We start from the raw sequence: 25,848 nt of genomic DNA, 5'->3' as shown, positions 1-25,848 counted from the left end.
TCGTGGAGGTCCGATCGCGTGTTCGGTGCCGGCGTGGTGCTCGTTGCGGCAGTCGGTGCCGGATTGCTCGTTCCGCAGGCGGCGTCCGCCGCCACGACCTGCGCGGCCCCGCCGGGGACCGCCGCGGAGGTCGCGCAGGTCGAGGGGGATCAGGCGTGCGGCGCGACCTCCGACGGAACGGCCGGCGCGTGGAGTCACGGTGATCGCGGGGTCGGATTCGCCGACGGGCGGGGACCCGCGCTGGTCGCGGCCGCCGGGCTGGACGGTGGTGTCGGGGCTGCGGAGAGCACCGCGGGACGTCTCCTCGCCGTCGGCGCGGGTTTCCAGGCGCTGGCGCTCGGTGTGCTCGACCTGCCCGGTACCGCCTTCGTGCTGGCGGGACCGAACTCCCAGGCCTACATCGGCGACGCCGACGATCCGGTGCTGTGCGAGGGCGAACTCGCGGCGGCGTTCAACCTCGAGGCCCTGCGCGGCTGCCTCGCGGTGGGGGCCTTCCGGTTCGTGACACCGGGGGCGGAGCCGCCCGCGGTCGACCTGGCACCTTGACGTTCGTCCACAACGAACAGACAGACTGTACGAAAGTTCTTCCGCTCCGCTCTCCGGCGTCGTAGCCTGTCGCAAATGTCCGAAGGAGGGCGGAGCATGACGACCGGAGCTGTGTTCGACCCTGCGGGAGCGGCGTTCGACCCTGCGGGAGCGGCGTTCGACCCTGCGGGAGCGGCGTTCGACCCTGCGGGAGCGCCGGAGGCGTTCGAGTCCGCATCGGAGCTCACGGGCTCGCGACCTGCGGTGACACGCACGGAAATGCTGGTCGACCCCCGATTCCTGCGCCTGGCCGACGAGTTCTTCGCGCTCTACCGCCGACCGCAGGACGGTGGCGGCGCGCTGAGCGTCTACCTCCACGGCGAGAAGGTGCTCGACGTGTGGGCCGGGTGGTCGGCGCCCGATCGCCGATGGGCCCGCGACACCATGTCGCTGTCGTTCTCCACCGGGAAGGGCGTGGCATCGACCGTGGTGCACCGGCTGGCCGAGCGGGGCGTGATCGACTACGCCGCCCCCGTCGCCCGCTACTGGCCGGAGTTCGCGGCCAACGGCAAGGACGAGCTCACCGTCACCGACGTCCTCACCCACAGGGCCGGCCTGCACCGGGTGCGCGGCCTGGTCCCGGGAAGCCGCGGCATCCTCGACTACGACAGAACCGTCGCCGCACTCGCCGCCGCGAAACCGGACCGGCGCCGGCTCCGCGGCTCCGGCTACCACGCCGTCACCTACGGGTGGCTCGTCGCCGAACTGGTGCAGCGCGCCACCGGGCGGTCGTTCTCCGAGGTGGTGGAGCAGGAGATCGCCCGGCCGCTCGGCGAACCCGACTTCTGGTACCGCGTGCCCCACGACGAACGGTCCCGGATCGCCGGCCTGTTCCCCCGCATCAACCCGTTCGGCCTGCACTGGGGCGCGAGCGCGGCGGTGCTGTCGAAGCTGGGCCCGACCCGGGGTCTCGCCGAGGCCGCCATGCCCACCGGATTCGACCGGCTCGTGCGGGACCCGGCGGTGCACGACTCCGTGATGCCGGGCTGGAACGGGGTGTTCACCGCCCGGTCGCTGGCCCGCATGTACGGGGCGATCGCCGCGGGTGGACGGATCGACGGCACGACCTTCCTCGACCCGGCCACCGTCGACGAGATGGCCCGCGTGCGGGTGCGGAGCCGGGACTACGTCCTCGGGGTGCCGATGGCGTGGCGGCTCGGCTACCACCAGCCCATCGTCGCCGGTCTCGACCGGCCCCGCCGCGCACTCGGCCACTACGGGGTGGGCGGATCGGGTGCCTTCGCCGACCTGGACCGGGGCCTGTCGATCGCCTTCGTCACCAACCGGCTCGGCGTCGGGGCGATGCCGCTCGGCGACCTGCGGCTCGCGCGGCTGGGTGCGCTGGCACGCGATCTCGCGCGGCGCGCCTGAGAACGGCCGTCATTTTTCCTGTTTCGGGGACGGGAGTCGGCCGGGGGCGGGACGATCCGAATCGGAGCATCACCGATTCGAGGAGTCCTGTCATGAGTCATGTGTACCGGGTCATCGAGGTCGTCGGATCGTCGACGACGGGGGTCGACGACGCCATTGCCAAGGCGGTGGCGCGGGCCGCCGAGACCACGCGTCATCTCGAGTGGTTCGAGACGGTCAACATCCGCGGGCACATCGACGACGGCCGGGTGGCCCACACCCAGGTCACCCTCAAGATCGGATTCCGTATCGAATCGAGCGACGAACTCGACGGCTAGTGCTGCTCCGCGCGTAAAGCGCTGTTGCCGTTGGGAGAACGACGTTCTCGACCAAATCTGTAACGTGTTATAGTCTGGCCCTGTTCCGTCGTCCGAACCGGCATGTCAGGCAGGTACCACTGTGGCTTACGTGATCACCCAGGCGTGTTGCAACGACGTCTCGTGTGTGGAGGTGTGCCCGGTCAACTGCATCCATCCCACGCCCGACGAAGCGCCGTTCGCGACGACGGAGATGCTCTACATCGACCCGGACACCTGCATCGACTGCGGGGCGTGTGTGGACGAGTGCCCGGTCGACGCGATCGCGGCCGACAACGAGCTCACCCCGGAGCAGGAGCCCTATCTCGAGATCAACGCCGCCTACTTCCGGCGGTATCCGATCGGGCCGGACTGGCCGGAGCCGCGGACCCGCCGCAAGATCCCCGCCGAGCGGGGCACCCTGCGGGTGGCGATCGTCGGATCGGGGCCGGCGGCCTGCTACGCGGCGATGGATCTGGTGTCGCATTCGGCGGTGCAGGTCGACATCTTCGACCGGCTGCCCACCCCCTACGGTCTGGTGCGGGCCGGTGTGGCGCCGGATCACCAGAGCACCAAGGGGATCGGGGACGTGTTCCGCAGTGCCATCGGGCACAAGAACAGCCAGTGCTATTTCAACGTCGAGGTCGGCACCCACATCACCCACGACGAACTGCTCGCCCACCATCACGCGGTGATCTACGCCGTCGGTGCGGCGAGCGACCGGAAGCTGAACATCCCCGGGGAGGACCTCGCCGGTTCGCACGCGGCGACGGAGTTCGTGGCCTGGTACAACGGGCACCCGGATTTCGCCGACCGCACCTTCGACCTGTCGGGTGAGCGCGCGGTGATCGTCGGCAACGGCAACGTCGCCCTGGACGTGGCCCGCGCCCTGGTGTCCGACCCGGAGGATCTGGCCCGCACCGACATCGCCGAGCACGCCCTCGAGGCACTGCGGAAGTCGAACATCCGCGAGGTCGTGGTGGTGGGCCGGCGTGGTCCGGCGCAGGCCGCCTACACCAACCCGGAGCTGCTCGCCCTCGGGCAGATCCCGGGGGTGGACGTGATCGTCGATCCGGGTGAGATCGAACTCGATCCCGCGAGCCGGGCGATGGTCGACGATCCGGACGTCGAACCGCGCATCGCGTTGAAGGTGCAGCAGGTCGAGGGCTTCGCCCGCCGCACCCCCACCGAGGGCAACAAGCGCATCGTGCTGCGGTTCCTGGCCTCGCCGGTGGAGCTCTCCGGTGACGGCGCGGTCGAGGCGATCACCCTCGAACGCAACGAGCTCGTCGAGACGGACGGCCGGCTCGAGGCCCGCCCGACCGGGGAGACCGAGACCCTCGCGACCTCGCTGGTGCTGCGGTCGATCGGGTACCGCGGCACCCCGGTGGCGGGGCTGCCGTTCGACGACCGGCGCGGGGTGATCCCGAACGAGGGCGGCCGGGTGATCGATCCGGCCACCGGTGCGCCGGTGCCGGGGGTGTACACCGCGGGCTGGATCAAGCGCGGGCCCAGTGGGGTGATCGGCACCAACAAGCAGTGCTCGACGGAGACGGTCGAGAAGATCCTCGACGATTTCATCGCCGGCAAGCTCCCGGAGCCGGTCGCCGATCGCGACAAGCTCGCCACACTGGTGGCCGAGCGGCGTCCCGAGCACGTCGACTACCGCGGCTGGCTGCAGATCGACAAGCAGGAGAAGGCCCGCGGTGCCGCGGCCGGGCGGGCCCGGCAGAAATTCGTCTCGATCGAAGAGATGCTCGCCGCCTCACGCCTCGAATCCTGAAGAAACGGGCATTGTCCCAGGTTCCTGACCTGGGACAATGCCTCGTGTCCATTCGGCCGAATTGCCCCTGTCGAATCGCCCCGTGTCTAATGGTTCGGTACGAACACGTCGTGTGAAAGTAAAGAACACGGCGCACCGTTGAACGATGGGTTGTGGAATGTTCGAAAAGCAAGCCTTGTCGAACCGTCGCCGCACGGGCCGCCGAGCCGGACGAATCGGTGCAGCACTCGTAGGAGTGGCAGCCGTCGCACTGACCGCGGCAGGTCCCGCAGGCGCCGCGCCGCTGTGGCCCGGTGGGCCGGAGGTGCCGAGCATCCAGGAACTGATCGAAGGCCTCACCCCGCCCGGCGTGGCCGTGCCGCAGATCGCTCCCGAACCGCCCGCCCCGTTCTCCGCTCCCTCGGTGAACCCGTCGAGCGGCGAGACGGTGGGTGTCGCGCAGCCGATCATCATCCGGTTCAACGAGCCCGTCGGGGACCGCGCCGCCGCCGAGCGCGCCATCCGCATCACCTCGCAGCCGCCCGTCGACGGCCACTTCTACTGGGCGTCCGACACGCAGGTCCGCTGGAAGCCGTTCCAGTTCTGGCCCGCGAACACCAGCGTGACGGTCAAGGCCGGCGACACCACGTCGTCGTTCACCATCGGCGACGCACTCGTCACCGTGGCCGACAACAACACCAAGACCATCACGATCACCCGCAACGGTGAGGTGGTCCGCACCATGCCGACGTCGTTCGGCAAGCCCGGTTACGACACCCCCAACGGCACGTACATCGTGGGGGAGAAGTACCGCGACATGTACATGGACTCGTCGACCTACGGCGTGCCGGTCGACGCACCCGAGGGCTACCGCACCTACGTCGAGTACGCGACGCGCATGTCCAACAGCGGCATCTTCCTGCACGCCGCGCCCTGGTCGGAGTGGGCGCAGGGCAACACCAACGTCAGCCACGGCTGCCTCAACGTGAGCACCGAGGACGGCAGGTGGTTCTACGAGAACGCCAAGAAGGGCGACCCGGTGATCGTGCAGAACACCGCCGGCGGAACCCTCAACGGCTGGGACGGCCTCGGCGACTGGAATCTCTGACGCCGCCTCCCCGCGAACACCTCCGGCGCCCCTGCCCTCGACGGCGGGGGCGTCGGCGTTTCCGGAGCACCGGCTCACACGTCGCGCCGGTTCGCGAGCACGGCCCCGACGAACAGGGTGGCCGCCGCGTACGCGCAGAACAGCGCGAAACCGGTCCAGGGTGCCAGGTCGGTAGGGCCGGGGTTCAGCTGCGCGATCGCGCCGCCCGCATTGGTGGGCAGGTAGCGCACCACCCGGTCCGAGATCGTCGCGGGAAGGAAGTGGGCGAGCAGCGGCAGCGCGAAGAGCACCGCGAACAGGGTGCCGATCGCCGCGGCGGTGTGCCGCAGGATCGCGGCCAGGCCGATGCCGAGCAGGCCCGCGACGGTCAGGTAGAGGGCACTGCCGAGCACGGCCCGCAGCACACCCGGGTCGCCGAGCCCCACGTTCAGGTCCTGTTCGGCCAGGATCGGCTGCGCGATCAGGAACGCCGCCAGACACCCGACGGCGGAGACGACGAACGCGGCGACCGCGAACACCGCGGCCTTGCTGCCCAGCAGCAGCGGCCGCTGGGGCACCGCGGCGAAGGTGGCGCGGATGGTGCCCGAGCCGTACTCGCCGGTGACCAGCAGGACACCGAGCGTGCCGAGCACCAGCTGGGCCAGGTCGATGCCGCTGAGGCTGCTCGCCACGGGTTCGAAGTCGGCCCGCATCTCGGGGGCGAGGGCGTCCCATGCGGCCACGGTCATCGACGCCATCGCCGCGCCGAGCAGCACCAGCAGGATCGGCGTCGCGACCAGCGCGGCGACGTGGGAGCGCACGGAACGCAGCTTCGTCCACTCCGCGTGCACCGCCCGGGAGGCCCGGGTCGGGAGGGACACGGTGGTGGCCGCGGGGGTGAGGGTGGTCATGTCAGTTCTCCGATCCGGTGTAGGCGAGAGAGTCGGCGGGTGAGCGGTATTCGACGGCGTCGGTGGTGAGCCGGAGGAAGGCGTCCTCGAGGGATTCCGTGCCGGCGTTGCGGGTGAACTCGGTGACGGTGGTGTCGGCGATGAGCCGGCCGCGGCCGATGACGATCAGATGTTCGGCGGTCAGCGCCATCTCGGAGATGAGATGGCTGGACACCAGCACGGTGCGGCCCTCGGCGGCCAGGCTCTTCAGCAGCCGGCGCGCCCAGACGATGCCCTCGGGATCGAGTCCGTTGATCGGCTCGTCGAACAGCAGGGTCGGTGGGTCGCCGAGCAGCGCGGCGGCGATCCCGAGCCGTTGCCGCATGCCGAGGGAGAAGGTGCGGGTGCGCTTGCAGGCCACCGACTGCAGCCCGACCAGTTCGAGGACCTCGTCCACCCGCCGACGGCCGATGCCGTTCGACTGCGCCAGGTACAGCAGGTGGTGGTAGGCGGAGCGACCGGGCAGGAAGTTCGCCTCGAGCATCGCCCCGACACGGGTGAGGGGTGCCGTCTCGTCGCGGTAGCGGCGTCCGTCGATGCGCACGCTGCCGGCCGTGGGCCGGTCCAGCCCGAGGATCGCCCGCATGGTGGTGGACTTGCCGGACCCGTTGGGGCCGAGGAAGCCGGTGACGTGCCCGGGCGAGACCGTGAAGGTCAGGTCGTCGACAGCGAGGGTGGAACCGTACCTCTTGGTGAGGCCGTCGATCTCGATCATGGCGTTTCTCCTTGGTCGGATGGGTGATTCCAGACTCGCCGCGACACGACCGGCATCGCACCGGTGATTTCGCCGGGTTCTGCCGGGCCGGGACGCCGCGCGCCTCGCCGGTCGCGCTTCTACGCTGTTCCGGTGCTGTACGGACGGGAACACGAGCGCGCGCGGATCGACACGCTCGTCGACGAGGCGTGGGCAGGTCGCGGTGGTGCCCTGGTGGTGCGGGGTCTGCCCGGGGTCGGCAAGTCGGCCCTGTTACAGGACACCGTCGCCCGGCAGGAAGGCACCCGGGTCCTGGCCACTCGCGGGATCGAGTCGGAATCACCGCTCGCGTTCGCCGCCCTGCACAGGCTGCTGCGCCCGGTGACGGCGTCACTGGTCCGTCTTCCGGCGCCGCAGCAGGAGGCGTTGCGTGCCGCGTTCGGTGAGCAGACCGGCGGTGGGGACCGTTTCCTCGTCTTCCTGGCCACCCTCAATCTGCTCGCGGAGGTCGCCGAGCAGGCTCCGGTGCTGTGTGTCGTCGACGACGCACACTGGCTCGACGACGCCTCCGCTGCCGCCCTGCTGTTCGTGGCGCGGCGTCTCGGACCCGAACGCGTCGCGCTGCTCTTCGCGGCGCGGGACGGTGACGTCCGTCGTTTCGAGAGTGACGACCTGCCCGAACTGGTCCTCGGTGGGCTGGACGCCGACGCCGCCACCGCTCTGCTGCGGGCCCGCACCGATGCCGACGTCGCCGACTCGGTGCGCACCGGACTACTGGCGCAGACGGGCGGCAACCCGCTGGCCCTCGTCGAACTGCCGCGGGCGCTGTCGGCGCGGCAACTGGCCGGTGCGGAACCGCTGCCCCGTTATCTGCCGCTCACCGACGAGCTGCACCGGGTGTTCCTCGACCGCAGCCGTCACCTGAGCACACCGGCGCGGACGTTGCTGCTGGTGGTCGCGGCCGACGACTCGGCGCGTATCCCGGTGATCCGAGCGGCGCTCACCGAAGTCGGTGTCACCGACACCGATACGGTCGATGCGGCCTTCACCGAGGCGGAACGGTCGGGTCTGATCCGGATCGACGGTGGCGTGGTCGAACTGCAGCATCCCCTCGTACGCTCGGCGCTCTACCGGGGTGCGACGACCGGTGAACGCCGGCGGGTGCACGCGGCGCTCGCCGCGGCCCTGCGCTTCGACGATCCGGACCGGCGGGCCTGGCATCTCGCCACCGGCGTGGACGAACCCGACGAGAGCGTCGCCGCCGAACTCGAGCAGGCCGCCGAACGGGCCCACCGGCGAGGCGGTTTCGAAGCTGCCTCCGCCGCGCTCGAGCAGGCTGCGGCACTGAGCCCCGACACCGGGATCCGCGCGATCCGGTTGTACGAGGCGGCCGCCGCCGCGTGGCTCGCGGGCCGGCTGGACCGGACCCGTACGCTCGCGGAGGAGAGTCGCAGGTTCACCACCGATCCCGTCCTCGTCGCGGACCTGGACCGGTTGCGCGGCCGCGTCGAGTTCAACGTCGGATCCGTGCCCGCCGCCGTCGCGCTCTGGACGCGGGCGGCACGCGAGGTGGCCGCCGTCGATCCCGCCCGCGCCCGGGAGATCGCGATGATCGCGGTCGCCGCATCGACTTTCGCGCCGGAGCACGGACACACGGATCTCGATCCGCGCGCCTTCTGCACGGAGGATCCCGCTCCGCGCGAACGGTGCCTGTCGGGTCTGCTCGTCGGATTCCACCATCTGCTGCGCGGCGATGTCGCCTCTGCGGTGGCGCCTCTGCGAGTGGCGCTGGAGAGCGGGCGCGACCTGGACGAGCCGGACCTGCTCACCAACACGGGTATCGCCGCGTCCTTCCTCGACGACGCCGAGGGGTTCCGACGGCCCTTCGACCGGTTGCTCACCCGGGCCCGGACCAGCGGCTCCCTCGGGCTCGTCCTGTTCGCCCTTCCCCGTCTGGCTCTGGCGGAGCTGTCCGCGGGCCGGTTCCGGTACGCATCCGCGAACGCGGCCGAGGCGCTGCAGCTCGCGCGCAGCACCGGGCAGCGGGCCCTGACGGCACTGCCTCTCGCTCAGCTCGCCCTCGATGCCGCGCTGCGCGGCGAGGGTGATGTCCTCGACGATCGCCTCCGGGAACTCGACCCGATCCTCGACGAGGGACGCGCCGGTGTCTTCGGGGAACTGCTGCACGACACCGTGCGTGCGGCGTGCGGCGTCCACGATCTCGTGTCCGGACGGAACGCACCGGCGCTCGGTCACTTCGACCGCATCACGCACAGCACGATCGCGCGGCTGGTGGCCTACGACCGGGTCGACGCCGCGGTGCAGGCCGGCAGGACGGATCTCGCCGAGCGATGGACGACCGAGCTCACCGCCGTCGCCGAGGTCGTCGATTCACCCGCGACCCGCGCCGTCGCGGAGTACGGCCGGGCGCTGCTCGCCGACGGGGCTGCGGCCGAGTCTCACTTCCGGGCCGCGCTCGACCACCACACCGCCGCCGCACGACCGTTCGAGGCGGCGCGGACGCATCTCGCCTACGGAGTGGCGTTGCGTCGTGCCCGCCGCCGCGTCGATGCCCGCGCGCAGTTGCGGGCCGCGCTCGGGCTCTTCGAGGATCTCGGGGTCGCCCCGTGGGTGGAACGAGCGCGCACGGAACTGCGGGCCTCCGGTGAATCCGCACGCCGACGGGCCGTCGGGGCGACCGGGGAGCTGACCCCGCAGGAACGGCAGGTCGCCCGGCTGGTCGCGCAGGGACTGCCGAACCGCGAGGTGGCCGCCCAGATGTTCCTCAGCCCGCGGACCATCGACTTCCACCTGCGCAACGTCTTCACCAAGACCGGCATCAGCTCCCGTGGAGAGCTCGTGGGTATGGACCTGGGGTGAGACCCGGTGATTTCGCCGGTGCGACGCCGCGCGCCGCGTCCTAGCGTCGCCTCATGCTCAGCGTGCCCTGGACCCGGACCGTTCCCCCCGATGCGGCCGACGGGACGTACACGGTGATGGTGGGCCGGTTGCGCCCGCGCTCGCGCCGCGGTCTGCTCCCCGTCCTGGTGTGGGCGGCGCGGATGCGACCGGTGCTGGCCCGGACCCCTGGGGCCGCCGGGCACACGATCGGGGTCGACGTCGTCCGGCCTGCCGTGTGGATCGTGTCCGCGTGGACCAGCAGGACCGCCCTGAGCGCATTCGACCACGGCGGGATGCACCGCAGCGCGAAGGTCGATCTGCGGACCGTTCTGGCGCCGTCGACCTTCGCGGTGTGGTCCTGCCCGGCCGGTGCCCTGCCTCCCGCCTGGGACGAGGTGCGCGACCGGATCGACGCCGTCTCGTAGGGGAATCCGTTACCGCGAAACGGTTTCGGCGACGACGAGACGGTCACCGTAGAGGGCGCGCTGGTCCTCGTCGAGACCGGAGTCGGTGACGATCGACGTCACCTCGTCGAGCGCGGCGACCCGCGCGAGGGCGCGCTGCCCGAACTTCGAGTGGTCCGCCACGACGACGGTGCGCGCCGCGGCGGCGATCATCGCGCGCTTGACCGGCACCTCGAGGGTGTTGGTGTTGGTGATGCCGGCTGTCGGGTGGACCGCGTCGGCGCCGAGGAACGCCCAGTCGGCGGAGTAGTGCGACAGGAACTGCGCGGCGTGTTCACCGATGAGTGTGTAGACCGAGCCGAGCAGTTCGCCGCCGGAGACGAGCAGCCGCACGTCGGGGAAGGACGCGACGTACTTCGCGATCCGCAGGTCATTGGTGAGCACCGTCAGCGACTCCTTGTTCCGCAGCGCGACGGCCACCTCGTAGGTGGTCGAGCCGCTGTCGAGCACCACGCTGTCGCCGTCCGCGACCATCGCGGCGGCCGCCTCGGCGATGGCGGTCTTCTCGCCGCGGCGCACATCCTTCTTCAGGGCGTAGGGGATCTCGTGGCCGGCGCCGTCGACGGGTTTCGCGCCGCCGTGGGTGCGCTGGACCTTGCCGTCGCGCGCGAGGGCGTCGAGGTCGCGTCGGATGGTGGACGCGTCGACCCCGAGGTCTGCGGCGAGAGTCTTCGCGTCGACGTATCCGTCGGCGAGAAGTCGCTGGAATATCTCACGTCGCCGGGCGGTCGCAGACACGATTACTCCTGGGGCTCTCGATGGGCTCTCGAATTCGGGGTACTCGGACGCCGTGATCCGGTGTCGGTGCACGACCATAGCGCACCCGGAACACACCTGTGCGCGGTTGTTGACACTCGAAGAAAGAGATGTGCATGATTTCGTGCAGTATTTGCTCGTTTTCGCGTAATCGGTTCTGCTGGGCACGACGTCACACGGAGGTTGCACGGTAATGCTGAAGTTGGGGTACAAGGCGTCGGCGGAGCAGTTCGGGCCGCGGGAGCTGGTCGAGCTGGCCGTGCTCGCCGAGGCGCACGGGATGGATTCGGCGACGGTGTCGGATCATTTCCAGCCGTGGCGCCACCAGGGTGGGCACGCCCCGTTCTCACTGGCGTGGATGACCGCAGTGGGGGAGCGCACGCAGCGGTTGCAGCTCGGCACGAGCGTGTTGACGCCGACGTTCCGGTACAACCCGGCGGTGATCGCGCAGGCGTTCGCGACGATGGGCTGCCTGTATCCGGGGAGGATCTTCCTCGGGGTCGGCACCGGTGAGGCACTGAACGAGATCGCCACCGGGTATTCCGGCCAGTGGCCGGAATTCAAGGAACGCTTCGCGCGGTTGCGGGAGTCGGTGCGGCTGATGCGCGAGCTGTGGCGCGGGGACCGGGTGGATTTCGAGGGGGAGTTCTACTCGACGAAGGGCGCGTCGATCTACGACGTGCCCGAGGGCGGTATCCCGGTGTACATCGCCGCCGGTGGTCCGATGGTGGCGCGCTATGCGGGACGGGCGGGTGACGGGTTCATCTGCACCTCGGGCAAGGGCATGGAGCTCTACACCGACAAACTCCTGCCGGCGGTGGCGGAGGGGGCGGCGAAGGCGGAGCGGGATGTCGCGCAGATCGACAAGATGATCGAGATCAAGATCTCGTACGACACCGATCCGGATCGGGCGTTGGAGAACACGCGGTTCTGGGCGCCGTTGTCGTTGACGCCGGAGCAGAAGCATTCGATCGACGATCCGATCGAGATGGAGGCCGCGGCCGATGCGTTGCCGATCGAGCAGGTGGCCAAGCGGTGGATCGTGGCGTCGGATCCGGACGAGGCGGTCGAGCAGGTCAAGGCGTATGTGGATGCGGGGTTGAATCATCTGGTGTTCCATGCGCCGGGTCATGATCAGCGGCGGTTCCTGGAGTTGTTCGAACGCGACCTCGCGCCGCGCCTGCGCGCCCTCGCCTGAGGAAAGGTGAACGAAGCGTGATGAATTCGGACGTGACCACCACCCCGGCCTGGAAGTCCCTGCAGGAACAACGGGATCGGTTCGACTCGATCTCGCTGCGCGAGCTGTTCGATTCGGAGCCGAACCGGGTGGACGAATTGACCGTTGCCGCCGGTGATCTGGTGGTCGACCTCAGCAAGCAGCGCGTCGATTCGGCGGTGATGCGGGCATTGCTCGACCTGGCCGAGCAGACGGGTGTGGCGCGGGCGCGGGCGGCGATGCTCTCGGGTGAGCACATCAACGTCACCGAGGACCGGGCGGTGCTGCACACCGCCCTGCGGCTGCCGCGTGACTCCGAGCTGGTGGTCGACGGGGTGGAGGTGGTCGCGCAGGTCCACGCCGTGCTCGACCGGATGGGTGAGTTCACCGACCGGGTCCGCTCCGGTGCGTGGCGCGGCGCCACCGGCGAGAAGATCACCACGGTGGTCAACATCGGTATCGGCGGCTCGGATCTGGGACCGGCGATGGCCACCCGCGCCCTGCGCCGTTTCTGCGACGGCCCCCAGGTGCGGTTCGTCTCCAACGTCGACCCGGCGGATCTGACCGCGGCGCTGGCGGATCTGGACCCGGCCACCACCGTGTTCGTCGTCGCCTCGAAAACCTTCTCCACCCTCGAGACCCTGTCGAACGCGACCGCGGCGCGCCGCTGGCTCGTCGACGCCCTGGGCGAGGACGCCGTCGCCGCGCATTTCGTGGCGGTGTCCACCGACACCGACCGCGTCCGCGCGTTCGGGATCGACCCGGCGCACATGTTCGAGTTCTGGGACTGGGTCGGCGGGCGTTATTCGGTGGGGTCGGCGATCGGCCTGTCGGTGATGTGCGCGATCGGCCGCGAGCGGTTCGGGCAGTTCCTCGCCGGCATGCACGCCATCGACACCCACTTCGCCACCGCCGAGCCGGACCGCAATGCGCCGCTGCTCGCCGGGCTGATCGGGGTGTGGAACGCGAGCCTGCTCGGGTACCGCTCCCGCGCGGTGGTGCCCTACAGTCAGGATCTGGGCCGGTTGCCGGCCTATCTGCAGCAGCTGACCATGGAATCGAACGGCAAGTCCGTGCGGGCCGACGGCACCGCGGTCTCGTGCCCGACCGGGGAGGTGTTCTGGGGTGAGCCGGGCACGAACGGTCAGCACGCCTTCTTCCAGTTGCTGCATCAGGGCACCGAGGTGGTGCCGGTCGATTTCCTCGGTTTCGCCCGCGCCGGCGAGGGGCAGGATCTGCCCGCCCGCGACGGGGACGTGACGATGCAGCAGTTGCTGCTGGCGAACATGTTCGCCCAGGCCAAAGTGTTGGCGTTCGGGCGGGACGCCGGTGAGGTGCGCGGCGACGGTACCGCCGAGGAGTTGGTGGCGCACAAGGTGATGCCCGGGGATCGACCGTCGACGACGATCCTGGCGCCGGAGCTGACCCCGTCGGTGCTCGGGCAGATCATCGCCTTCTACGAACACCAGACCTTTGTCCAGGGGGTGGTGTGGGGGATCGATTCGTTCGATCAGTGGGGGGTCGAGCTCGGCAAGGCCCAGGCCACCGCCCTGCAGGCGGTCCTGGCCGGGGACGCCACCCCGGATACCGGGGATGCGTCCACCGACCGGCTGATCACCACCTACCGCACACTGCGCGACGGGAGATAGAGCGTGCCGGCGTTGAAACTGCTCTACCTGCCGCCACCGGTCACCGAGCAGTGGGACTGGCAGCTGGATGCGGCCTGCCGCGACGCCGACGCCTCGTTGTTCTTCCATCCGGACAACGAGCGCGGCGCGGCCCGTGAAGAGCGGACGGCCTCGGCCAAGAAGGTCTGCGCCCGCTGCCCGGTACGGGAGAAGTGCCTGCAGTACGCGGTCGAGTCCGGCGAACGCCACGGGGTGTGGGGCGGCCTCACCGAGGAGGAGCGGACACCGCTGCGGCGGGTGCGCCGCATCCTGCACCGGTCCTGAGCGGGGACGGAAGACGGGGGAACAAATCGTGACGGGACCCTGTTGACGTACGGTGAAGTAGTTGAAACATCAATTACACGACCGAGAGGGGTCCTCATGCCCGCCGTGACCGTCGACGACGTCCTCGCCCTGCCCCGCATCGAAGCACCCGCACCCGGATCGGTCTCGCGTCCGGTGCTGTCCGTGACCACCGCCCCGCGCGGATTCGAGGGCGAGGGCTTCCCCGTCCGCCGTGCCTTCGCGGGCATCGAGACGAAGTACCTCGATCCCTTCGTCCACATGGACCAGATGGGCGAGGTGAACTACGCCCCCGGCGAACCCAAGGGAACACCCTGGCATCCGCACCGCGGCTTCGAGACCGTCACCTACATGATCGACGGGATCATGCAGCACCGCGACTCCCACGGCGGCGGCGGCACGATCGGCGGCGGCGACACCCAGTGGATGACCGCCGGCAGCGGCATCCTGCACATCGAGGCACCCCCGGAGCACCTGGTGGTCAGCGGCGGATTGTTCCACGGTGTGCAGCTGTGGGTGAACCTGCCCAAGGCCGAGAAGTTCGTCGCCCCGCGCTACCAGGACATCGGCGGCGGTGAGGTCGCCCTGTTGTCCTCGGCAGACGGCGGTGCGCTGATCCGGGTGATCGCCGGGGAACTCGACGGGCACCGCGGCCCGGGCTCGACCTACACGCCCATCACGCTGCTGCACGCCACCGTGGCGCCGGGTGCGAGCGTCACCCTACCCTGGAACCCCGAGTTCAACGCCCTGGCGTACGTGCTGGCCGGCGACGGGACCGTCGGCGCCGAGCACCGCCCGATCCGGACCGGACAGACCACGGTCTTCGGCCGCGGCGACAGCCTGACGATCTCCGCTGCGCCGAAGCAGGATTCGCGCACCGACGCGCTCGAGGTGTTCGTCCTCGGTGGCCGGCCCATCCGCGAACGCGTCGTCATGGCCGGCCCGTTCGTCATGAACACCCGGGCCGAGATCATCGAGGCGATGGAGGACTACCGGGCCGGACGGTTCGGCTCGATCCCCGCCGTGCGCCGTCCCGACGAACAGGAGTGACCGTGGCGAGCGTGCAGATCCCGGCCGGCCCCGGAGGGGAGATCCAGCGGTCGGCCGACCGGCACCGGGCGGTGAATCAGCCGAGCCGGATGGCCCTTTCGGGACATGCGGCCGCGGCCTGCCGGGCGGCCTCCTCGTGTTCGGGCGGTATCTCCGATACGAGCGTCACGGCGTACCCGTCGTCGCTCAGGTCGAAGACCTCCGGGCACCCGGCGAGGCACGCGCCGTGACCGCGGCAGGTGTCGTCGTCGACGAAGACCCTCACTTCGCCCCGCCTTCCACCGGGGTGTACTCGAGATGCAGGGCGAGCAGGCCGCGCAGGATGAAGGTCGGCAGGTAGCCGAACGTCCGGTCGCCCTCGGGGCCGTGGACCTTCTCGGAGAGCCGGATATTCTCGGTGCGCTCGAGCAGCCGCCGGATGCCGACGTGGGCCTCGGTGCGGGCGAGCGGCGCCCCCGGGCAGGAGTGCACGCCGCGTCCGAATGCGATGTGGGTGCGGGCGTTCCGGCGCTCGAGGTCGAACTCGTTCGGATCGGCGAACTGGCGCGGGTCCCGGTTGGCGGCACCGTTGACCAGCATCACGATCGAGCCGGCGGGCACGTCGACACCGCCGACGGTGGTCGGGGTCTTCGCGAGCCGGAAGTCGCCCTTGATGGGGCTCTCGAAACGCAGCGTCTCCTCGACGAAGTTGGGGATGCGTTCGGGTTCGCTGCGCAGGGCCTTCTGGATGTCGGGGCGTTCGGCGATGAGCCGTAGCGCCGAGCTGAGCAGCCGGACCGTCGTCTCCTGACCCGCGGAGAACACGTTGGCGGCGATGCGCAGCACGTCCTCGACCGGCGGGAGGGTGCCGTCCGGGAAGGTCGCGGTGGCCAGGCCGGTGAGCACGTCGTCGGTGGGGTTCGCGCGGCGGTCCTCGACGTACTCGCCGAACTTCTTGTACAGGAACTCGAGCGGATTGAGCTTCAGGGCCGTCCCCTCGGTGCTGCCCAGGGAGAAACCCTTCTCCACCTGGATGTTCAGACCCTCGATGAACTCCTGGTGGTCGCTCTCCGGAACCCCGAGCAGGTCGGCGATGACGAGCATCGCGAAGGGCGCGGCGAAGCCGGTGATGTAGTCGCCCTCGCCGCGGGCGAGGACGTCGTCGAGGAGCCGGTCGGCCAGGCGTTCGATGAACTCCTGGTTCTCCTCGAGCCGCTTCGGGGTGATCAGCCGCATCAGCAGGCCGCGGTGGGCGGTGTGGTGCGGCGGGTCCATCGTGGGGAGCTGGTCGTTCATCGGCAGCGAGCGCCGGTGGTCCTCGATGAAGTCGCCGACGTCGTCGCTCTCGGGAGGGGTGGGCAGGCCCGAGAACGGTCCCGTCACCGAGATGCACGACGAGAACGTCCGCTCGTCGCCGAGGACCTGGACGGCCTCCTCGTAACCGGTGACCATCACGACGCCGTGGTGGGGTTCGCGCCGGACGGGGCAGCCCCCGCGCATGGCGTCGGATCTTTCGTGCGAATCGGACTTGTGAGTGGTCACATGGGAGTGGGGGTGACTCCTGTGTTCGATCTTGGTCTGCGGGTGCGGATCCAGTTGACCGCGAGGGCGGCGAAGACGACCGCGCTGCCGAGCGCCCCGAGCGCGAACGCGAGCGTGATGCCGGAGTCGGTGGGGTGCCCGTCGCCGGCCATGTGCGCGGCGAGAACCGCACCGGACAGGGCGCTGCCGAAGGCGCCACCGACCGTGCGGAGTACCTGGTTGAAGCTGACGGCGCTGCCGAGTTCGGTGTCCGCCACGCTCCGCGCGATGAGGGCGGGCATCGCCGCGTAGGTCGTGCCGGTGCCGACGCCGAACAGGAACATCCCGATCAGGATCTCCCACAGCCGGTCGTGTTCGAGCCACAGATGGACGGCGGAGATCGTCATGACGCCGGCGCCGAGGGGGAGCAGGGTGGTCAGCCGGATGCGACGGGCGAGACGGCGCACCACGCGGTTGGCACCGAAGCTGCCGACCGACAGCGGCAGCACGACGAAGCCGGCCCAGAACAACGGCAGTGCGATGCCGTAGCCGGTGGAGGTCGGCGACTGCGCGACCAGACTGCCCACCGACATCCCGATGTACATCGCGGCGCCGAGCCCGATGGCGGTGCCGTTGGCGAGCAGCACGTCCTTGGTGCGGACCGCCCGCAGGTTCACCAGCGGGTTCGGGATGCGTAGTTCGGCGACGGCCCATCCGGTCAGCAGGACGACGGCCGCGGCCGAGCACCCGAGGGTCCACGCCGAGGTCCAGCCCCAGCCCGACCCCTCGCTGACGGCCAGCAGCAGCGCCGACAGGCCGCTGCCGAGCAGAACGGCGCCGGGGAGGTCGAACCGGGTGCGGAGACCGCGCAGGTCGGGTCCGTCCGGGACGATCCGCCACACCACGACCGAGGCGGAGATCAGGAAGACCACGGCGAAGCCGAAGGCGACGCGGAACCCGGTGACGCTCGCGAGGATGCCGGTGAGCGGATAGCCGAGACCGAGACCGGTGGAGACGGTGACCGACAGGCTCGAAATGCCCGGCCGCACCTTCTCCTCGTCCAGATACCGCCGGGCCAGGGCGATGGTCACCGGCACGATGCCGTAGGACAGGCCCTGCAGGGCGCGCCCGAGGAGGAAGACGGCGAAGTTCGGGGCGCACGCGGCCATCAGCGAGCCCACCAGGATGGTGGCGAGGGACCACTGCAGCAGCCGCTTCTTGTGCGGGCCGTCGCTCAGCCGTCCCATGATCGGGGTGGCGACGGCGCCGACGAGCAGGTTGATGGTGAGCATCCACTGCGCGGCGCTGACGGTGACCGAGAACTCCTGCGCGACGGTGGGCACCAGCAGCATGCCGAGGGAGCTGACGATCGCACTGGTCAGGGCCGTGTAGACGAGTGCGGGTACCAGCCGGGGCCGGGTGGAGGGCTCACTCACCGGCGGCACCGCCCGTCAGCTTGCGCAGCAGCGGGACGGCCGAGGCGAGGAGCTTCTGCTCCTCCGGGGTCAGCTGCTCGGTGAGGGCCTGTTCGAGCCAGGCGTTGCCGATCGCGCGCTCCTGGGCCAGGCGTTCCCGTCCGGCCTCGGTGAGCTCGATCCACACCCGCCGCCGGTCGCGGTCGTCGGGGGTGCGGCCGACGAGGCCGAGGCTCTCGAGCTCGCGTACCGCGGTGGCGATGGCCTGCGGGCTGATCCGCGCGGCGGTCGCGAGGTCCGCCGAGGTGGCGGGACCGCGTTCCAGGCGGGCGAGCACGTCGATCTTGCCCATGGAGAGCGTCTTGTTCGCGTTCAGTCGCCGCCACAGCGGCCGCAGGGCTTCACGCAGGGATTGGGCGAGGTTTCCGTCGGGCGTCTCCACCCGTACGAATATACAACCAGATTTATCAATCTGGTTTAGTAATCGACTCCCGGGTGACTGTCGCCTCGGTCACCGTGTCGCGTCGGCGTGGGCGCGGGCGTGGGTCAGGCCGGTGGGATGCGCCGCGGTGTCCACGCCGGGGATACCGCGACCGCGCAGCGATGCACCGGCCGTCTCCGCCACGAAGTAGAGCGCGACCAGACCCACCGCGCAGGCCCCCATCATGTAGAAGGCGGGCACCAGGTCGTTGCCCGTCTTCTCCACCATCCACTCGTTGACCGCCGGAGCCGTCCCGCCGAAGATCGACGTCGAGACGTTGTAGGAGATCGCGAAGCCGGCGAACCGCACCTGCGTGGGGAACATCGCCGGGAAGGTCGCCGAGATCGTCGACAGCTGCATCACGTAGAGCAGGCCCAGGACCACGAAGGCGAGGATCGCCCAACCGAATCCGACCGCCATCAGCATGTACATCGGGATCGCGAGGACGAACAGGCCGCCGAGCGACATGGCCCACAACGGTTTACGGCCGATCCGGTCCGACAGCGCGCCGGAGAAGGGGATGACCGCCATCATCGCGAGCTGACCGATCAGCACCAGGATCAGCGCGGACGTGCTCGTCAATCCGATGCGGTTCTGCAGGTAGGTCGGCATGTAGCTCAGCAGCGTGTAGTTGCAGACGTTCAGTGCGATGACCAGACCCATCAGCTTCAGGATCGGACGCCAGTAGCGGGTGAGCAGATCCTTGAACTCCGCCCCGAAACTGCTCTCCTCCTGGTGCTTCTCCTCGAGTTCCCGGAAGACCGGGGTCTCGTCGAGCTTCGACCGCAGATACAGACCGACGAGGGCGAGCGGACCCGCGACGAAGAACGGCAGTCGCCAGCCCCAGGTCGCCATGAACGCGTCGGTCGACAGCAGATCGACCAGCAGCACGAGCGCGGCACCGAACGAGAAACCGCCCAGCGTCCCGAATTCGAGGAAGCTGCCGTAGAACCCGCGTTTGCGGTCGGGGGAGTACTCGGCCATGAAGGTTGCGGCCCCACCGTATTCACCACCGGTCGAGAACCCCTGGATCATGCGCAACAGCACGAGCAGCAGGGGCGCCCAGAATCCGATGGTCGCGTAGGTCGGAACCATGCCGAGCAGCACCGTCGCGCCACCCATCAGCAGGATCGTCAGAGCCAGGATCTGCCGGCGGCCCAGCCGGTCGCCGAGCGGGCCCCACACCATGCCGCCCAGCGGCCGCACGAGGAACGACACTGCGAAGACACCCAGGGTGAGCAGGGTGGCGGATTCGAGATCACCGGGGAAGAACGCGTCGGCGATGTAGGTGGCCGTATAGGCGTACACCCCGTAGTCGAACCACTCGGTGAAATTTCCCATCGCCGATGCGCCGATGGCGCGTCGTACCTGGTCCGGAGGTCCTGCATGGGAGTCCGGAGTGTGCTCGGCGGAACGGTTCTTCACGTTCTTCCCCCTGGCGTCGCGTTCGATGCCCCGCGGATTACCCCGAAGGTGAGCGGACGAAACATTCCGGACGGAACGATGTGTTCCGGCGCCGGTGGAACGTTTGGACGCCGCCCCGCCGGGGATCCTCCCGGGGAACCCGACGAACCCGGCCCCAGGAGCGACAGTGCCCGCTACGACCGTCTCGCCCACCGATGCCGCACGCCTGCTCGGACAGGTCGCAGTGCCGTTCGTGGCGGTGGGGCCGATCGCCCGGCGCCGGTGGGCGATGAAACTGCTCGAGAAGGGACAGTCCGACGCCGCCGTCGTCCGCCTCGTCGCCGAGCTGCGGTCCCGCCACGGGGACGGCCCGCTCGTCGTGCCGATCCCCGGCCACACCCTGGCGATCGTGCTCACCCCCGAGGACGTCGACCGGATCCTGCGCACCGACACGGCCTCGTTCACCGCCGCCAACAAGGAGAAGGTGGCGGCGCTGAGCCCCTTCCAGCCGAACGGGGTGCTGATCTCCCGCGGCGACATCCGCGCGCAGCGGCGGGCGTTCAACGAGTCCGCGCTCGAACCGGAACACGCCCTGCACCACCTGGCCGCTGTGTGGGCGCCGGTCGTCGAGGAGGAGGCGCAGGCGCTGTTCGCCGACGCACGCTCCCGCGGGGAACTCGACGGCACCGATATCGTCCGCGCCTGGTGGCGGCTGGTGCGGCGGCTCGCCTTCGGCGATGCCGCCCGGGACGACGAGAGCATCACCGACCAGCTCTGGACGCTGCGGTCGAACGGCAACTGGTCGTTCGCGCACCCACTGCGGCGCCGCCTGCGCGACCGGTTCACCCAGAACCTGCACCGGCACGTCACCGCGGCACCGCCGGGGAGCCTGGCCGGGGTCGTCCGCGACCTCGCCGCTCCCGCCTCGGTGGACCCGATCGGGCAGATGCCGCACTGGTTGTTCGCCTTCGACGCGGCGGGCATGGTCACCGCCCGCACCCTGGCCGTGCTGTCCACCCACCCCGAGCAGCGGCTCCGCGCCGAGGCCGAACTCGCCGGCACCGAACCCGGCACCCCGCAGCCCTACGACTATCTGCGCGCCTGCGTCCTCGACACCACGCGGTTGTGGCCGACGACCCCGGTGATCCTGCGCGACTCGGTGGAGGAGACGACCTGGGGTGCTGCGACGATTCCCGCGGGCACGGGCTTCGTGATCCTGTCGTCGGCCTTCCACCGCGCCGGCGACCTGCCGTTCGCGCACACCTTCGAACCGGAGATCTGGCTTGACGGGCGGGCCGAGCAGTACCCGGCCCTCGTGCCGTTCAGCGCCGGCCCCACGATGTGCCCGGGGCGCAGCATCGTCCTGTTCACCGCGAGCACCTTCCTGGCATGTCTGCTCCGCTCGGGGGAGTTCGCGGTGATCTCGGAGACGAAGCCCGATCCGGCACGTCCGTTGCCCGCGACATTCGACAATTTCGGGCTGCGATTCGACCTGCAGCGCAGGACGACGGCATGACCTGCATCACACTTTTGTGACCCGGTTCGCGAAAGGGCTGATCCCCCGTGGGGCTCGTGTGACGCCTGTGGGGCCAACAGGGCATGGTTTGTGATCGATTGGTCGGTTTTCTGTCAAATCGACACGCCGACATTCTTCGGCTTCGAAGTACTCTGTGACGGAATCGTGACCCGTTCGTTACTAACGGGCCCGTACCGGAGGAAGTTCCCGTGAACCGAAACCCTGAATCAGCATCCGCTCGACAAGCCGCCGAGCTGCGCCGCCGTGTGGGGCGTGCCGGCAAGTGGATGGCCGTCGCCGTCCTCACGAGTGCGGTGACCGTCGCCGGTACCACCCTCGCGCACGCCGCCGACCGGCCGGCCCGCGTCGAGACCGGAGCCGCCTGGACCGGCGCCGGCGAGAGCCTGTCGACCGCACCGCAGGTGCTGAAGGTCGCCGGACTCGACCCCTCGCACTACACCGAGAAGCTGCAGCGGGCCGCCGACCGCGAGGCCCGGCGCATCGCCGACGAGATCGCCGCCCGGCAGGCCGAGGCCGACCGCATCGCCCGCGAGGCCGCCGAGCGGGCCGCCCGCGAGGAGGCCGCGCGCCGCCCCGCCCTGTTCTTCCCCGCCGCGGGTGTCCTGTCGTCCGGCTTCGGCCCGCGTTGGGGCACCAACCACAACGGCATCGACATCGCCAACGCGATCGGCACGCCCATCCTCGCCGTCACCGACGGCGTCGTGATCGAGAGCGGCCCCGCCTCCGGCTTCGGCCTGTGGGTGCGGGTCGCGCAGGACGACGGCACCATCGGCGTCTTCGGTCACATCGACCGGTCGCTCGTGTCGGTCGGTCAGCACGTCCGTGCCGGCGAGCAGATCGCCCTGATGGGCAATCGCGGCCAGTCCACCGGCCCGCACCTGCACTACGAGGTGTGGCAGCCGGGCGGTGTCAAGGTCGACCCGATCCCGTGGTTCCACGCCCGCGGCATCCCGGTCCCCTCGGGGCACCTCGGCTGACCGACCTTTCCCGGCTGCGCCCCTACGACTGCGGCCTCGGTCCCGAATCGGAACCGAGGCCGCAGTACGTCGTGGATCACCAGATCTTCACGCGCTCCGGCGGTGCGAGATACAGGCCGTCGCCCTCTTTCACGTCGAACGCCTCGTAGAAGGCGTCGATGTTCCGGATCACGCCGTTGCATCGGAACTCCGGCGGCGAGTGCGGGTCGACGGCGAGGCGCCGCAGGGCCTCCTCGTCGCGAACCTTGGTGCGCCACACCTGCGCCCAGCCGAAGAACACCCGCTGCAGGCCCGTGAGCCCGTCGATGACCGGGGCGGGCTTGCCGTCGAGCGCGATCTCGTAGGCCTTCAACGCGATCGACAGGCCACCGAGATCGCCGATGTTCTCACCGATCGTGAAGCTGCCGTTGACGTGGTGTCCCGGAAGGGCTTTCGGCTCGAACTCGTCGTACTGGGCGATGAGCGCGGCGGTGCGCTTGCCGAACTCCTCGCGGTCGGAATCGGTCCACCAGTTCTCGAGATTGCCGTCGCCGTCGTACTTCGCGCCCTGATCGTCGAAGCCGTGCCCGATCTCGTGCCCGATCACCGCGCCGATACCACCGTAGTTCGCGGCGTCGTCGGCGTGCAGATCGAAGAAGGGTGGCTGGAGAATCGCTGCGGGGAAGACGATCTCGTTCATGCCCGGGTTGTAGTAAGCGTTGACGGTCTGCGGGGTCATGAACCACTCGTCCCGGTCGACCGGACCGCCGAGCTTGGCGAGATCGCGGTCGTACTCGGCGGCGTAGCCGCTGCGGTAGTTGCCCACCACGTCGTCCGGGGTGACGGTGACGGCCGAGTAGTCGCGCCACTTGTCGGGATAGCCCACCTTCGGGGTGAACTTCTCGAGCTTGCGCAGCGCGGCCTCGCGCGTGGCCGGGCTCATCCACTCCAGGTCGGTGATCGACCGGCGGTACGCCTCGATGAGGTTGTCGACCAGCACCTGCATGCGGGTCTTCGCCTCGGCGGGGAAGTGACGCTCGACGTAGAGCCGGCCCACGGCCTCACCGAGCAGGTTCTCCACCAGCGACACACCCCGCTTCCAGCGGGCCCGTATCTCCTGCGTGCCGGTGAGGGTGCGCCCGTAGAACGCGAAGTCCTCGTCGACGAACGCCTCGGACAGATAGGGCGCCCGCGCCCGCAGCACCCGCCACGACGCCCAGGCCTTCCAGTCGTCGAGGTCCTCGTCGGCCCACAGCGCCGCGAACGACTCGAGGAAGCTCGGCTGCCGCACCACGATCTCGGCCCACTGCTCGGTGGTCGCGCCGGTCGCGGTGATCCAGCCGGTCCAGTCGAACTGCGGCAGATCGGACAGCAGCGAGTCGAGGGTGACGAGGTTGTAGCTCAGGTCGGCGTCGCGGCGCTTGACGACGTCCCAGTGGCCCGCGGCGAGCTTCGTCTCGAGCGCCACCACCTTCGCGGCGTCGTAGGGCAGCTCGGCGAGCGTGAACATGCGGGCGATGTGCGCGGCGTACTGCTCGCGGATCTCGGCGTAGCGCTCCTCGCGGTAGTACGACTCGTCGGGCAGGCCGAGGCCTCCCTGGGTGACGTGCATCAGGTACCGCTCGGAGTTCTTCGAGTCGGTGTCGACGTAGTGCGCCAGCGCGCCCGTCACGCCGACACGCTGCAACCGGCCGAGTGCGGCGGCGAGGGCGGCGCGATCGGCCGCACCGGCGACGGCGTCCAATTCACCGCGGATCGGATCGAGACCGGCGGCCTCGATGGTCGCGGTGTCCATGAAGGAGGTGAACAGGTCGCCGATCTTCTGGGCGTCGGAGCCCGGTTCCGCCCCGGAGGCCGCGGCCTCCTCGATGATGGTCCGCACGTCGATCTCGGCCTTGTCGGCGAGCGTGCGGAAGGCGCCGTCGAGCGCGCGGTCGGCGGGGATCTCGTGTTCGGCGAGCCACCGGCCGTTGACGTGTTCGAAGAGGTCGTCCTGGGGGCGGACCCGCTCGTCGACGTGTCCGAGGTCGATGCCGGAGCGGATCTCCGAGTTCTGCGCGAGGGTCATGCTCCTCATCCTTACACCGGATGGGGTGGGCGCGCAGAAGCCCGAGCACAGGATGGCCGCAGAAGTCGGGGAACGCCCACGAAAGAGTTCACATGCTCTTAACATCGGCCCCATGACCGAAGGTTCCCCGGCGGAAGCGAGACCGTCGACACCATCGATTCCGTCGACACAGATGCTGGTGGATCCCCGATTCATGCCGGTCGCGGATCTGTTCTTCCGGATGTTCTACAAGCCGAGCCAGGGCGGGGCGGCCCTCGCCTGCTATCTGCACGGCGAACCCGTCCTCGACATCTGGGCAGGCTGGTCGGGCCGCGACAAGCGGTGGAACCGCGACACCATCGTGCTGTCGTTCTCCACCGGCAAGGGCGTGGCCAGCACCGTCGTGCACCGGCTCGCCGAACGCGGCCTGCTGGACTACGACGCGCCCGTGGCCGAGTACTGGCCGGAGTTCGCGGCGGCGGGCAAGGAGACCATCACCCTCCGCGAGCTGATGTCGCACCGGGCGGGTCTGCACCGGGCCCGCGGTCTCGTGCCCGGCCGCGACGGCCTGCTCGACTCGAAGGCCGTCGCCGACGCCCTGGCCGCTGCCGTACCCGACCCGCGCCGCCTCCGCGGCCCGGGCTACCACGCCGTCACCTACGGCAATCTCGTCGCCGAGGTCGCCTCCCGCGCGTCGGGCACCCCCTTCCAGGAACTCGTGCGCACGGAGATCGCCGAGCCGCTCGGGGTGGAGGAGTTCTGGTACCACGTACCCGAGAACCAGCGGCACCGCTTGGCCCGGATCTTCCCCAAGGTCAACTTCCTGCCCACCCCGTGGAGCACGACCTCGGCGGTGCTCTCCCGGGCGCCCGGTGTGCGGGGACTCGCCGAGGCCGGGATGGCCGAGGGATTCGACGAGCTCATGCGCAGTCCCCGCGCGCACGACGCGGTGATGCCCGGCTGGAACGGGGTGTTCACTGCCCGGTCCCTGGCCCGCATGTACGGCGCGATCGCCAACGGCGGCACCCTCGACGGCGTGCGGCTGCTGAAGGAGGACACCGTCGAGCAGCTGCTCGAGGTGCAGACCCGGCAACGCGACTACGTGCTCGGGATCCGGCCCAACTGGCGGCTCGGCTACCACCCCGGCTGGGTGGCGCTGCGCCGGCAGCCGCTCCGCTCGGTCGGCCACTTCGGGTTCGGCGGGTCGGGAGCGTTCGCCGACGTGGAGACCGGACTGTCGATCGCGTTCGTCACCAACCGCATGGGCAACGCGTTCACCACGATCTCCGACGGACGGTTCCCGCGGCTCGGTGCGGCCGCCGTGACGGTCGCGCGGCAGGCCTCCTGACCGTCCCCCGGGCGGTCGC

Annotated in this window: 22 protein-coding genes and 1 pseudogene; 14 read left to right on the top strand and 9 right to left on the bottom strand. The window is 70.0% G+C overall.

The genetic code is table 11. The annotated features are described in order from the left end of the window. The first annotated feature begins 18 nt into the window (after window positions 1-18). The 5 genes from OED52_RS18645 to OED52_RS18625 all read left to right on the top strand — a co-directional run bounded on the left by OED52_RS18645 (window position 19) and on the right by OED52_RS18625 (window position 5,161). Entirely contained in the window at window positions 19-546 is a 528-nt protein-coding gene (locus tag OED52_RS18645) for a DUF6764 family protein (protein WP_264152307.1), read from the top strand. A 258-nt stretch (window positions 547-804) separates the two neighbouring features. Further along, the gene (locus OED52_RS18640; protein ID WP_264154766.1) at window positions 805-1,956 is read left to right on the top strand and encodes a serine hydrolase domain-containing protein; all 1,152 of its coding nucleotides are present in this window, start codon (window positions 805-807) and stop codon (window positions 1,954-1,956) included. Between the two features lie 92 nt (window positions 1,957-2,048). Continuing rightward, the gene (locus OED52_RS18635) at window positions 2,049-2,273 is read left to right on the top strand and encodes a dodecin (RefSeq protein ID WP_264152306.1); all 225 of its coding nucleotides are present in this window, start codon (window positions 2,049-2,051) and stop codon (window positions 2,271-2,273) included. A gap of 121 nt (window positions 2,274-2,394) precedes the next feature. Further along, window positions 2,395-4,074 (top strand): FAD-dependent oxidoreductase, encoded by a 1,680-nt coding sequence (locus OED52_RS18630; RefSeq protein WP_264152305.1) that lies wholly within the window; start codon window positions 2,395-2,397, stop codon window positions 4,072-4,074. A 157-nt stretch (window positions 4,075-4,231) separates the two neighbouring features. Further along, a complete protein-coding gene (locus OED52_RS18625; RefSeq protein WP_264152304.1) occupies window positions 4,232-5,161 on the top strand; it encodes a L,D-transpeptidase in 930 nt (309 codons plus the stop codon). A 74-nt stretch (window positions 5,162-5,235) separates the two neighbouring features. Here the strand turns inward: OED52_RS18625 and OED52_RS18620 are convergent, their stop codons facing one another. After that, window positions 5,236-6,051, bottom strand: a complete 816-nt coding sequence (locus OED52_RS18620; protein WP_264152303.1) for an ABC transporter permease — start codon at window positions 6,049-6,051, stop codon at window positions 5,236-5,238. Window positions 6,052-6,139: 88 nt separating this feature from the next. Further along, window positions 6,140-6,805, bottom strand: a pseudogene (locus OED52_RS18615) (ABC transporter ATP-binding protein); the annotation flags it as partial. Window positions 6,806-6,937: 132 nt separating this feature from the next. Here OED52_RS18615 and OED52_RS18610 point away from each other — a divergent pair. Continuing rightward, window positions 6,938-9,664, top strand: coding sequence for a helix-turn-helix transcriptional regulator (locus OED52_RS18610; protein ID WP_264152302.1), 2,727 nt, complete (start codon window positions 6,938-6,940; stop codon window positions 9,662-9,664). A gap of 53 nt (window positions 9,665-9,717) precedes the next feature. Continuing rightward, window positions 9,718-10,110: a hypothetical protein gene (locus OED52_RS18605; RefSeq protein WP_264152301.1), complete on the top strand. Its 393-nt coding sequence runs from the start codon at window positions 9,718-9,720 to the stop codon at window positions 10,108-10,110. A 9-nt stretch (window positions 10,111-10,119) separates the two neighbouring features. Here the strand turns inward: OED52_RS18605 and OED52_RS18600 are convergent, their stop codons facing one another. Then, window positions 10,120-10,887, bottom strand: coding sequence for a DeoR/GlpR family DNA-binding transcription regulator (locus OED52_RS18600; RefSeq protein WP_264152300.1), 768 nt, complete (start codon window positions 10,885-10,887; stop codon window positions 10,120-10,122). Between the two features lie 211 nt (window positions 10,888-11,098). Between OED52_RS18600 and fgd the strand changes: the two genes are divergently transcribed. From fgd to OED52_RS18580, 4 genes are all read left to right on the top strand, one after another. Then, window positions 11,099-12,103 (top strand): glucose-6-phosphate dehydrogenase (coenzyme-F420), encoded by a 1,005-nt coding sequence (fgd, locus tag OED52_RS18595; protein ID WP_264152299.1) that lies wholly within the window; start codon window positions 11,099-11,101, stop codon window positions 12,101-12,103. A 20-nt stretch (window positions 12,104-12,123) separates the two neighbouring features. Next, complete coding sequence (gene pgi / locus OED52_RS18590) at window positions 12,124-13,770, top strand: glucose-6-phosphate isomerase (RefSeq protein ID WP_264154765.1); 1,647 nt, start codon at window positions 12,124-12,126, stop codon at window positions 13,768-13,770. A gap of 3 nt (window positions 13,771-13,773) precedes the next feature. Further along, window positions 13,774-14,073 carry a WhiB family transcriptional regulator gene (locus OED52_RS18585; RefSeq protein ID WP_318841891.1) on the top strand — a complete coding sequence of 100 codons (300 nt, stop codon included), beginning with the start codon at window positions 13,774-13,776 and terminating at the stop codon, window positions 14,071-14,073. A 96-nt stretch (window positions 14,074-14,169) separates the two neighbouring features. Further along, on the top strand, window positions 14,170-15,141 hold the full coding sequence (locus OED52_RS18580) for a pirin family protein (protein ID WP_264152298.1): 972 nt from the start codon (window positions 14,170-14,172) through the stop codon (window positions 15,139-15,141). Between the two features lie 76 nt (window positions 15,142-15,217). On the opposite strand, the gene OED52_RS18575 is transcribed toward OED52_RS18580, so the two are convergent. From OED52_RS18575 to OED52_RS18555, 5 genes are all read right to left on the bottom strand, one after another. After that, complete coding sequence (locus tag OED52_RS18575) at window positions 15,218-15,406, bottom strand: ferredoxin (RefSeq protein ID WP_264152297.1); 189 nt, start codon at window positions 15,404-15,406, stop codon at window positions 15,218-15,220. Beyond that, window positions 15,403-16,620 carry a cytochrome P450 gene (locus OED52_RS18570; RefSeq protein ID WP_264154763.1) on the bottom strand — a complete coding sequence of 406 codons (1,218 nt, stop codon included), beginning with the start codon at window positions 16,618-16,620 and terminating at the stop codon, window positions 15,403-15,405. Before OED52_RS18570 ends, OED52_RS18575 begins: the two co-directional genes overlap by 4 nt. Before the next feature lie 38 nt (window positions 16,621-16,658). Continuing rightward, on the bottom strand, window positions 16,659-18,086 hold the full coding sequence (locus OED52_RS18565) for an MFS transporter (protein ID WP_264152296.1): 1,428 nt from the start codon (window positions 18,084-18,086) through the stop codon (window positions 16,659-16,661). After that, a complete protein-coding gene (locus OED52_RS18560; RefSeq protein WP_264152295.1) occupies window positions 18,070-18,498 on the bottom strand; it encodes a MarR family winged helix-turn-helix transcriptional regulator in 429 nt (142 codons plus the stop codon). Before OED52_RS18560 ends, OED52_RS18565 begins: the two co-directional genes overlap by 17 nt. 69 nt (window positions 18,499-18,567) lie before the next feature. Further along, window positions 18,568-19,878: an MFS transporter gene (locus OED52_RS18555; RefSeq protein ID WP_264152294.1), complete on the bottom strand. Its 1,311-nt coding sequence runs from the start codon at window positions 19,876-19,878 to the stop codon at window positions 18,568-18,570. A 250-nt stretch (window positions 19,879-20,128) separates the two neighbouring features. Between OED52_RS18555 and OED52_RS18550 the strand changes: the two genes are divergently transcribed. Further along, the gene (locus OED52_RS18550; RefSeq protein WP_264152293.1) at window positions 20,129-21,457 is read left to right on the top strand and encodes a cytochrome P450; all 1,329 of its coding nucleotides are present in this window, start codon (window positions 20,129-20,131) and stop codon (window positions 21,455-21,457) included. A 287-nt stretch (window positions 21,458-21,744) separates the two neighbouring features. Further along, window positions 21,745-22,455, top strand: a complete 711-nt coding sequence (locus tag OED52_RS18545; RefSeq protein WP_264154762.1) for a M23 family metallopeptidase — start codon at window positions 21,745-21,747, stop codon at window positions 22,453-22,455. 76 nt (window positions 22,456-22,531) lie between these two features. Here the strand turns inward: OED52_RS18545 and OED52_RS18540 are convergent, their stop codons facing one another. Continuing rightward, window positions 22,532-24,502, bottom strand: a complete 1,971-nt coding sequence (locus OED52_RS18540; protein WP_264152292.1) for a M13 family metallopeptidase — start codon at window positions 24,500-24,502, stop codon at window positions 22,532-22,534. Window positions 24,503-24,614: 112 nt separating this feature from the next. On the opposite strand from OED52_RS18540, the gene OED52_RS18535 reads away from it, so the two are divergent. Then, a complete protein-coding gene (locus OED52_RS18535) occupies window positions 24,615-25,829 on the top strand; it encodes a serine hydrolase domain-containing protein (protein ID WP_264152291.1) in 1,215 nt (404 codons plus the stop codon). The last annotated feature ends 19 nt before the right edge of the window (window positions 25,830-25,848 follow it).

It is taken from the genome of Rhodococcus sp. Z13, assembly GCF_025837095.1.
Taxonomy (GTDB): domain Bacteria; phylum Actinomycetota; class Actinomycetes; order Mycobacteriales; family Mycobacteriaceae; genus Rhodococcus; species Rhodococcus sacchari.
Note: the sequence above shows the minus strand (reverse complement) of the source record. Positions and strands in the feature narration are given on the sequence as shown.

Coding starts and splice junctions, on each gene's coding strand:
- OED52_RS18640 (WP_264154766.1), top strand. CDS start 805: ATGCTGGTCGACCCCCGATTCCTGCGCCTGGCCGACGAGTTCTTCGCG.
- OED52_RS18635 (WP_264152306.1), top strand. CDS start 2,049: ATGAGTCATGTGTACCGGGTCATCGAGGTCGTCGGATCGTCGACGACG.
- OED52_RS18625 (WP_264152304.1), top strand. CDS start 4,232: ATGTTCGAAAAGCAAGCCTTGTCGAACCGTCGCCGCACGGGCCGCCGA.
- OED52_RS18620 (WP_264152303.1), bottom strand. CDS start 6,051: ATGACCACCCTCACCCCCGCGGCCACCACCGTGTCCCTCCCGACCCGG.
- OED52_RS18605 (WP_264152301.1), top strand. CDS start 9,718: ATGCTCAGCGTGCCCTGGACCCGGACCGTTCCCCCCGATGCGGCCGAC.
- fgd (WP_264152299.1), top strand. CDS start 11,099: ATGCTGAAGTTGGGGTACAAGGCGTCGGCGGAGCAGTTCGGGCCGCGG.
- pgi (WP_264154765.1), top strand. CDS start 12,124: ATGAATTCGGACGTGACCACCACCCCGGCCTGGAAGTCCCTGCAGGAA.
- OED52_RS18580 (WP_264152298.1), top strand. CDS start 14,170: ATGCCCGCCGTGACCGTCGACGACGTCCTCGCCCTGCCCCGCATCGAA.
- OED52_RS18570 (WP_264154763.1), bottom strand. CDS start 16,620: ATGCGCGGGGGCTGCCCCGTCCGGCGCGAACCCCACCACGGCGTCGTG.
- OED52_RS18555 (WP_264152294.1), bottom strand. CDS start 19,878: ATGGGAAATTTCACCGAGTGGTTCGACTACGGGGTGTACGCCTATACG.
- OED52_RS18545 (WP_264154762.1), top strand. CDS start 21,745: ATGGCCGTCGCCGTCCTCACGAGTGCGGTGACCGTCGCCGGTACCACC.
- OED52_RS18540 (WP_264152292.1), bottom strand. CDS start 24,502: ATGACCCTCGCGCAGAACTCGGAGATCCGCTCCGGCATCGACCTCGGA.
- OED52_RS18535 (WP_264152291.1), top strand. CDS start 24,615: ATGACCGAAGGTTCCCCGGCGGAAGCGAGACCGTCGACACCATCGATT.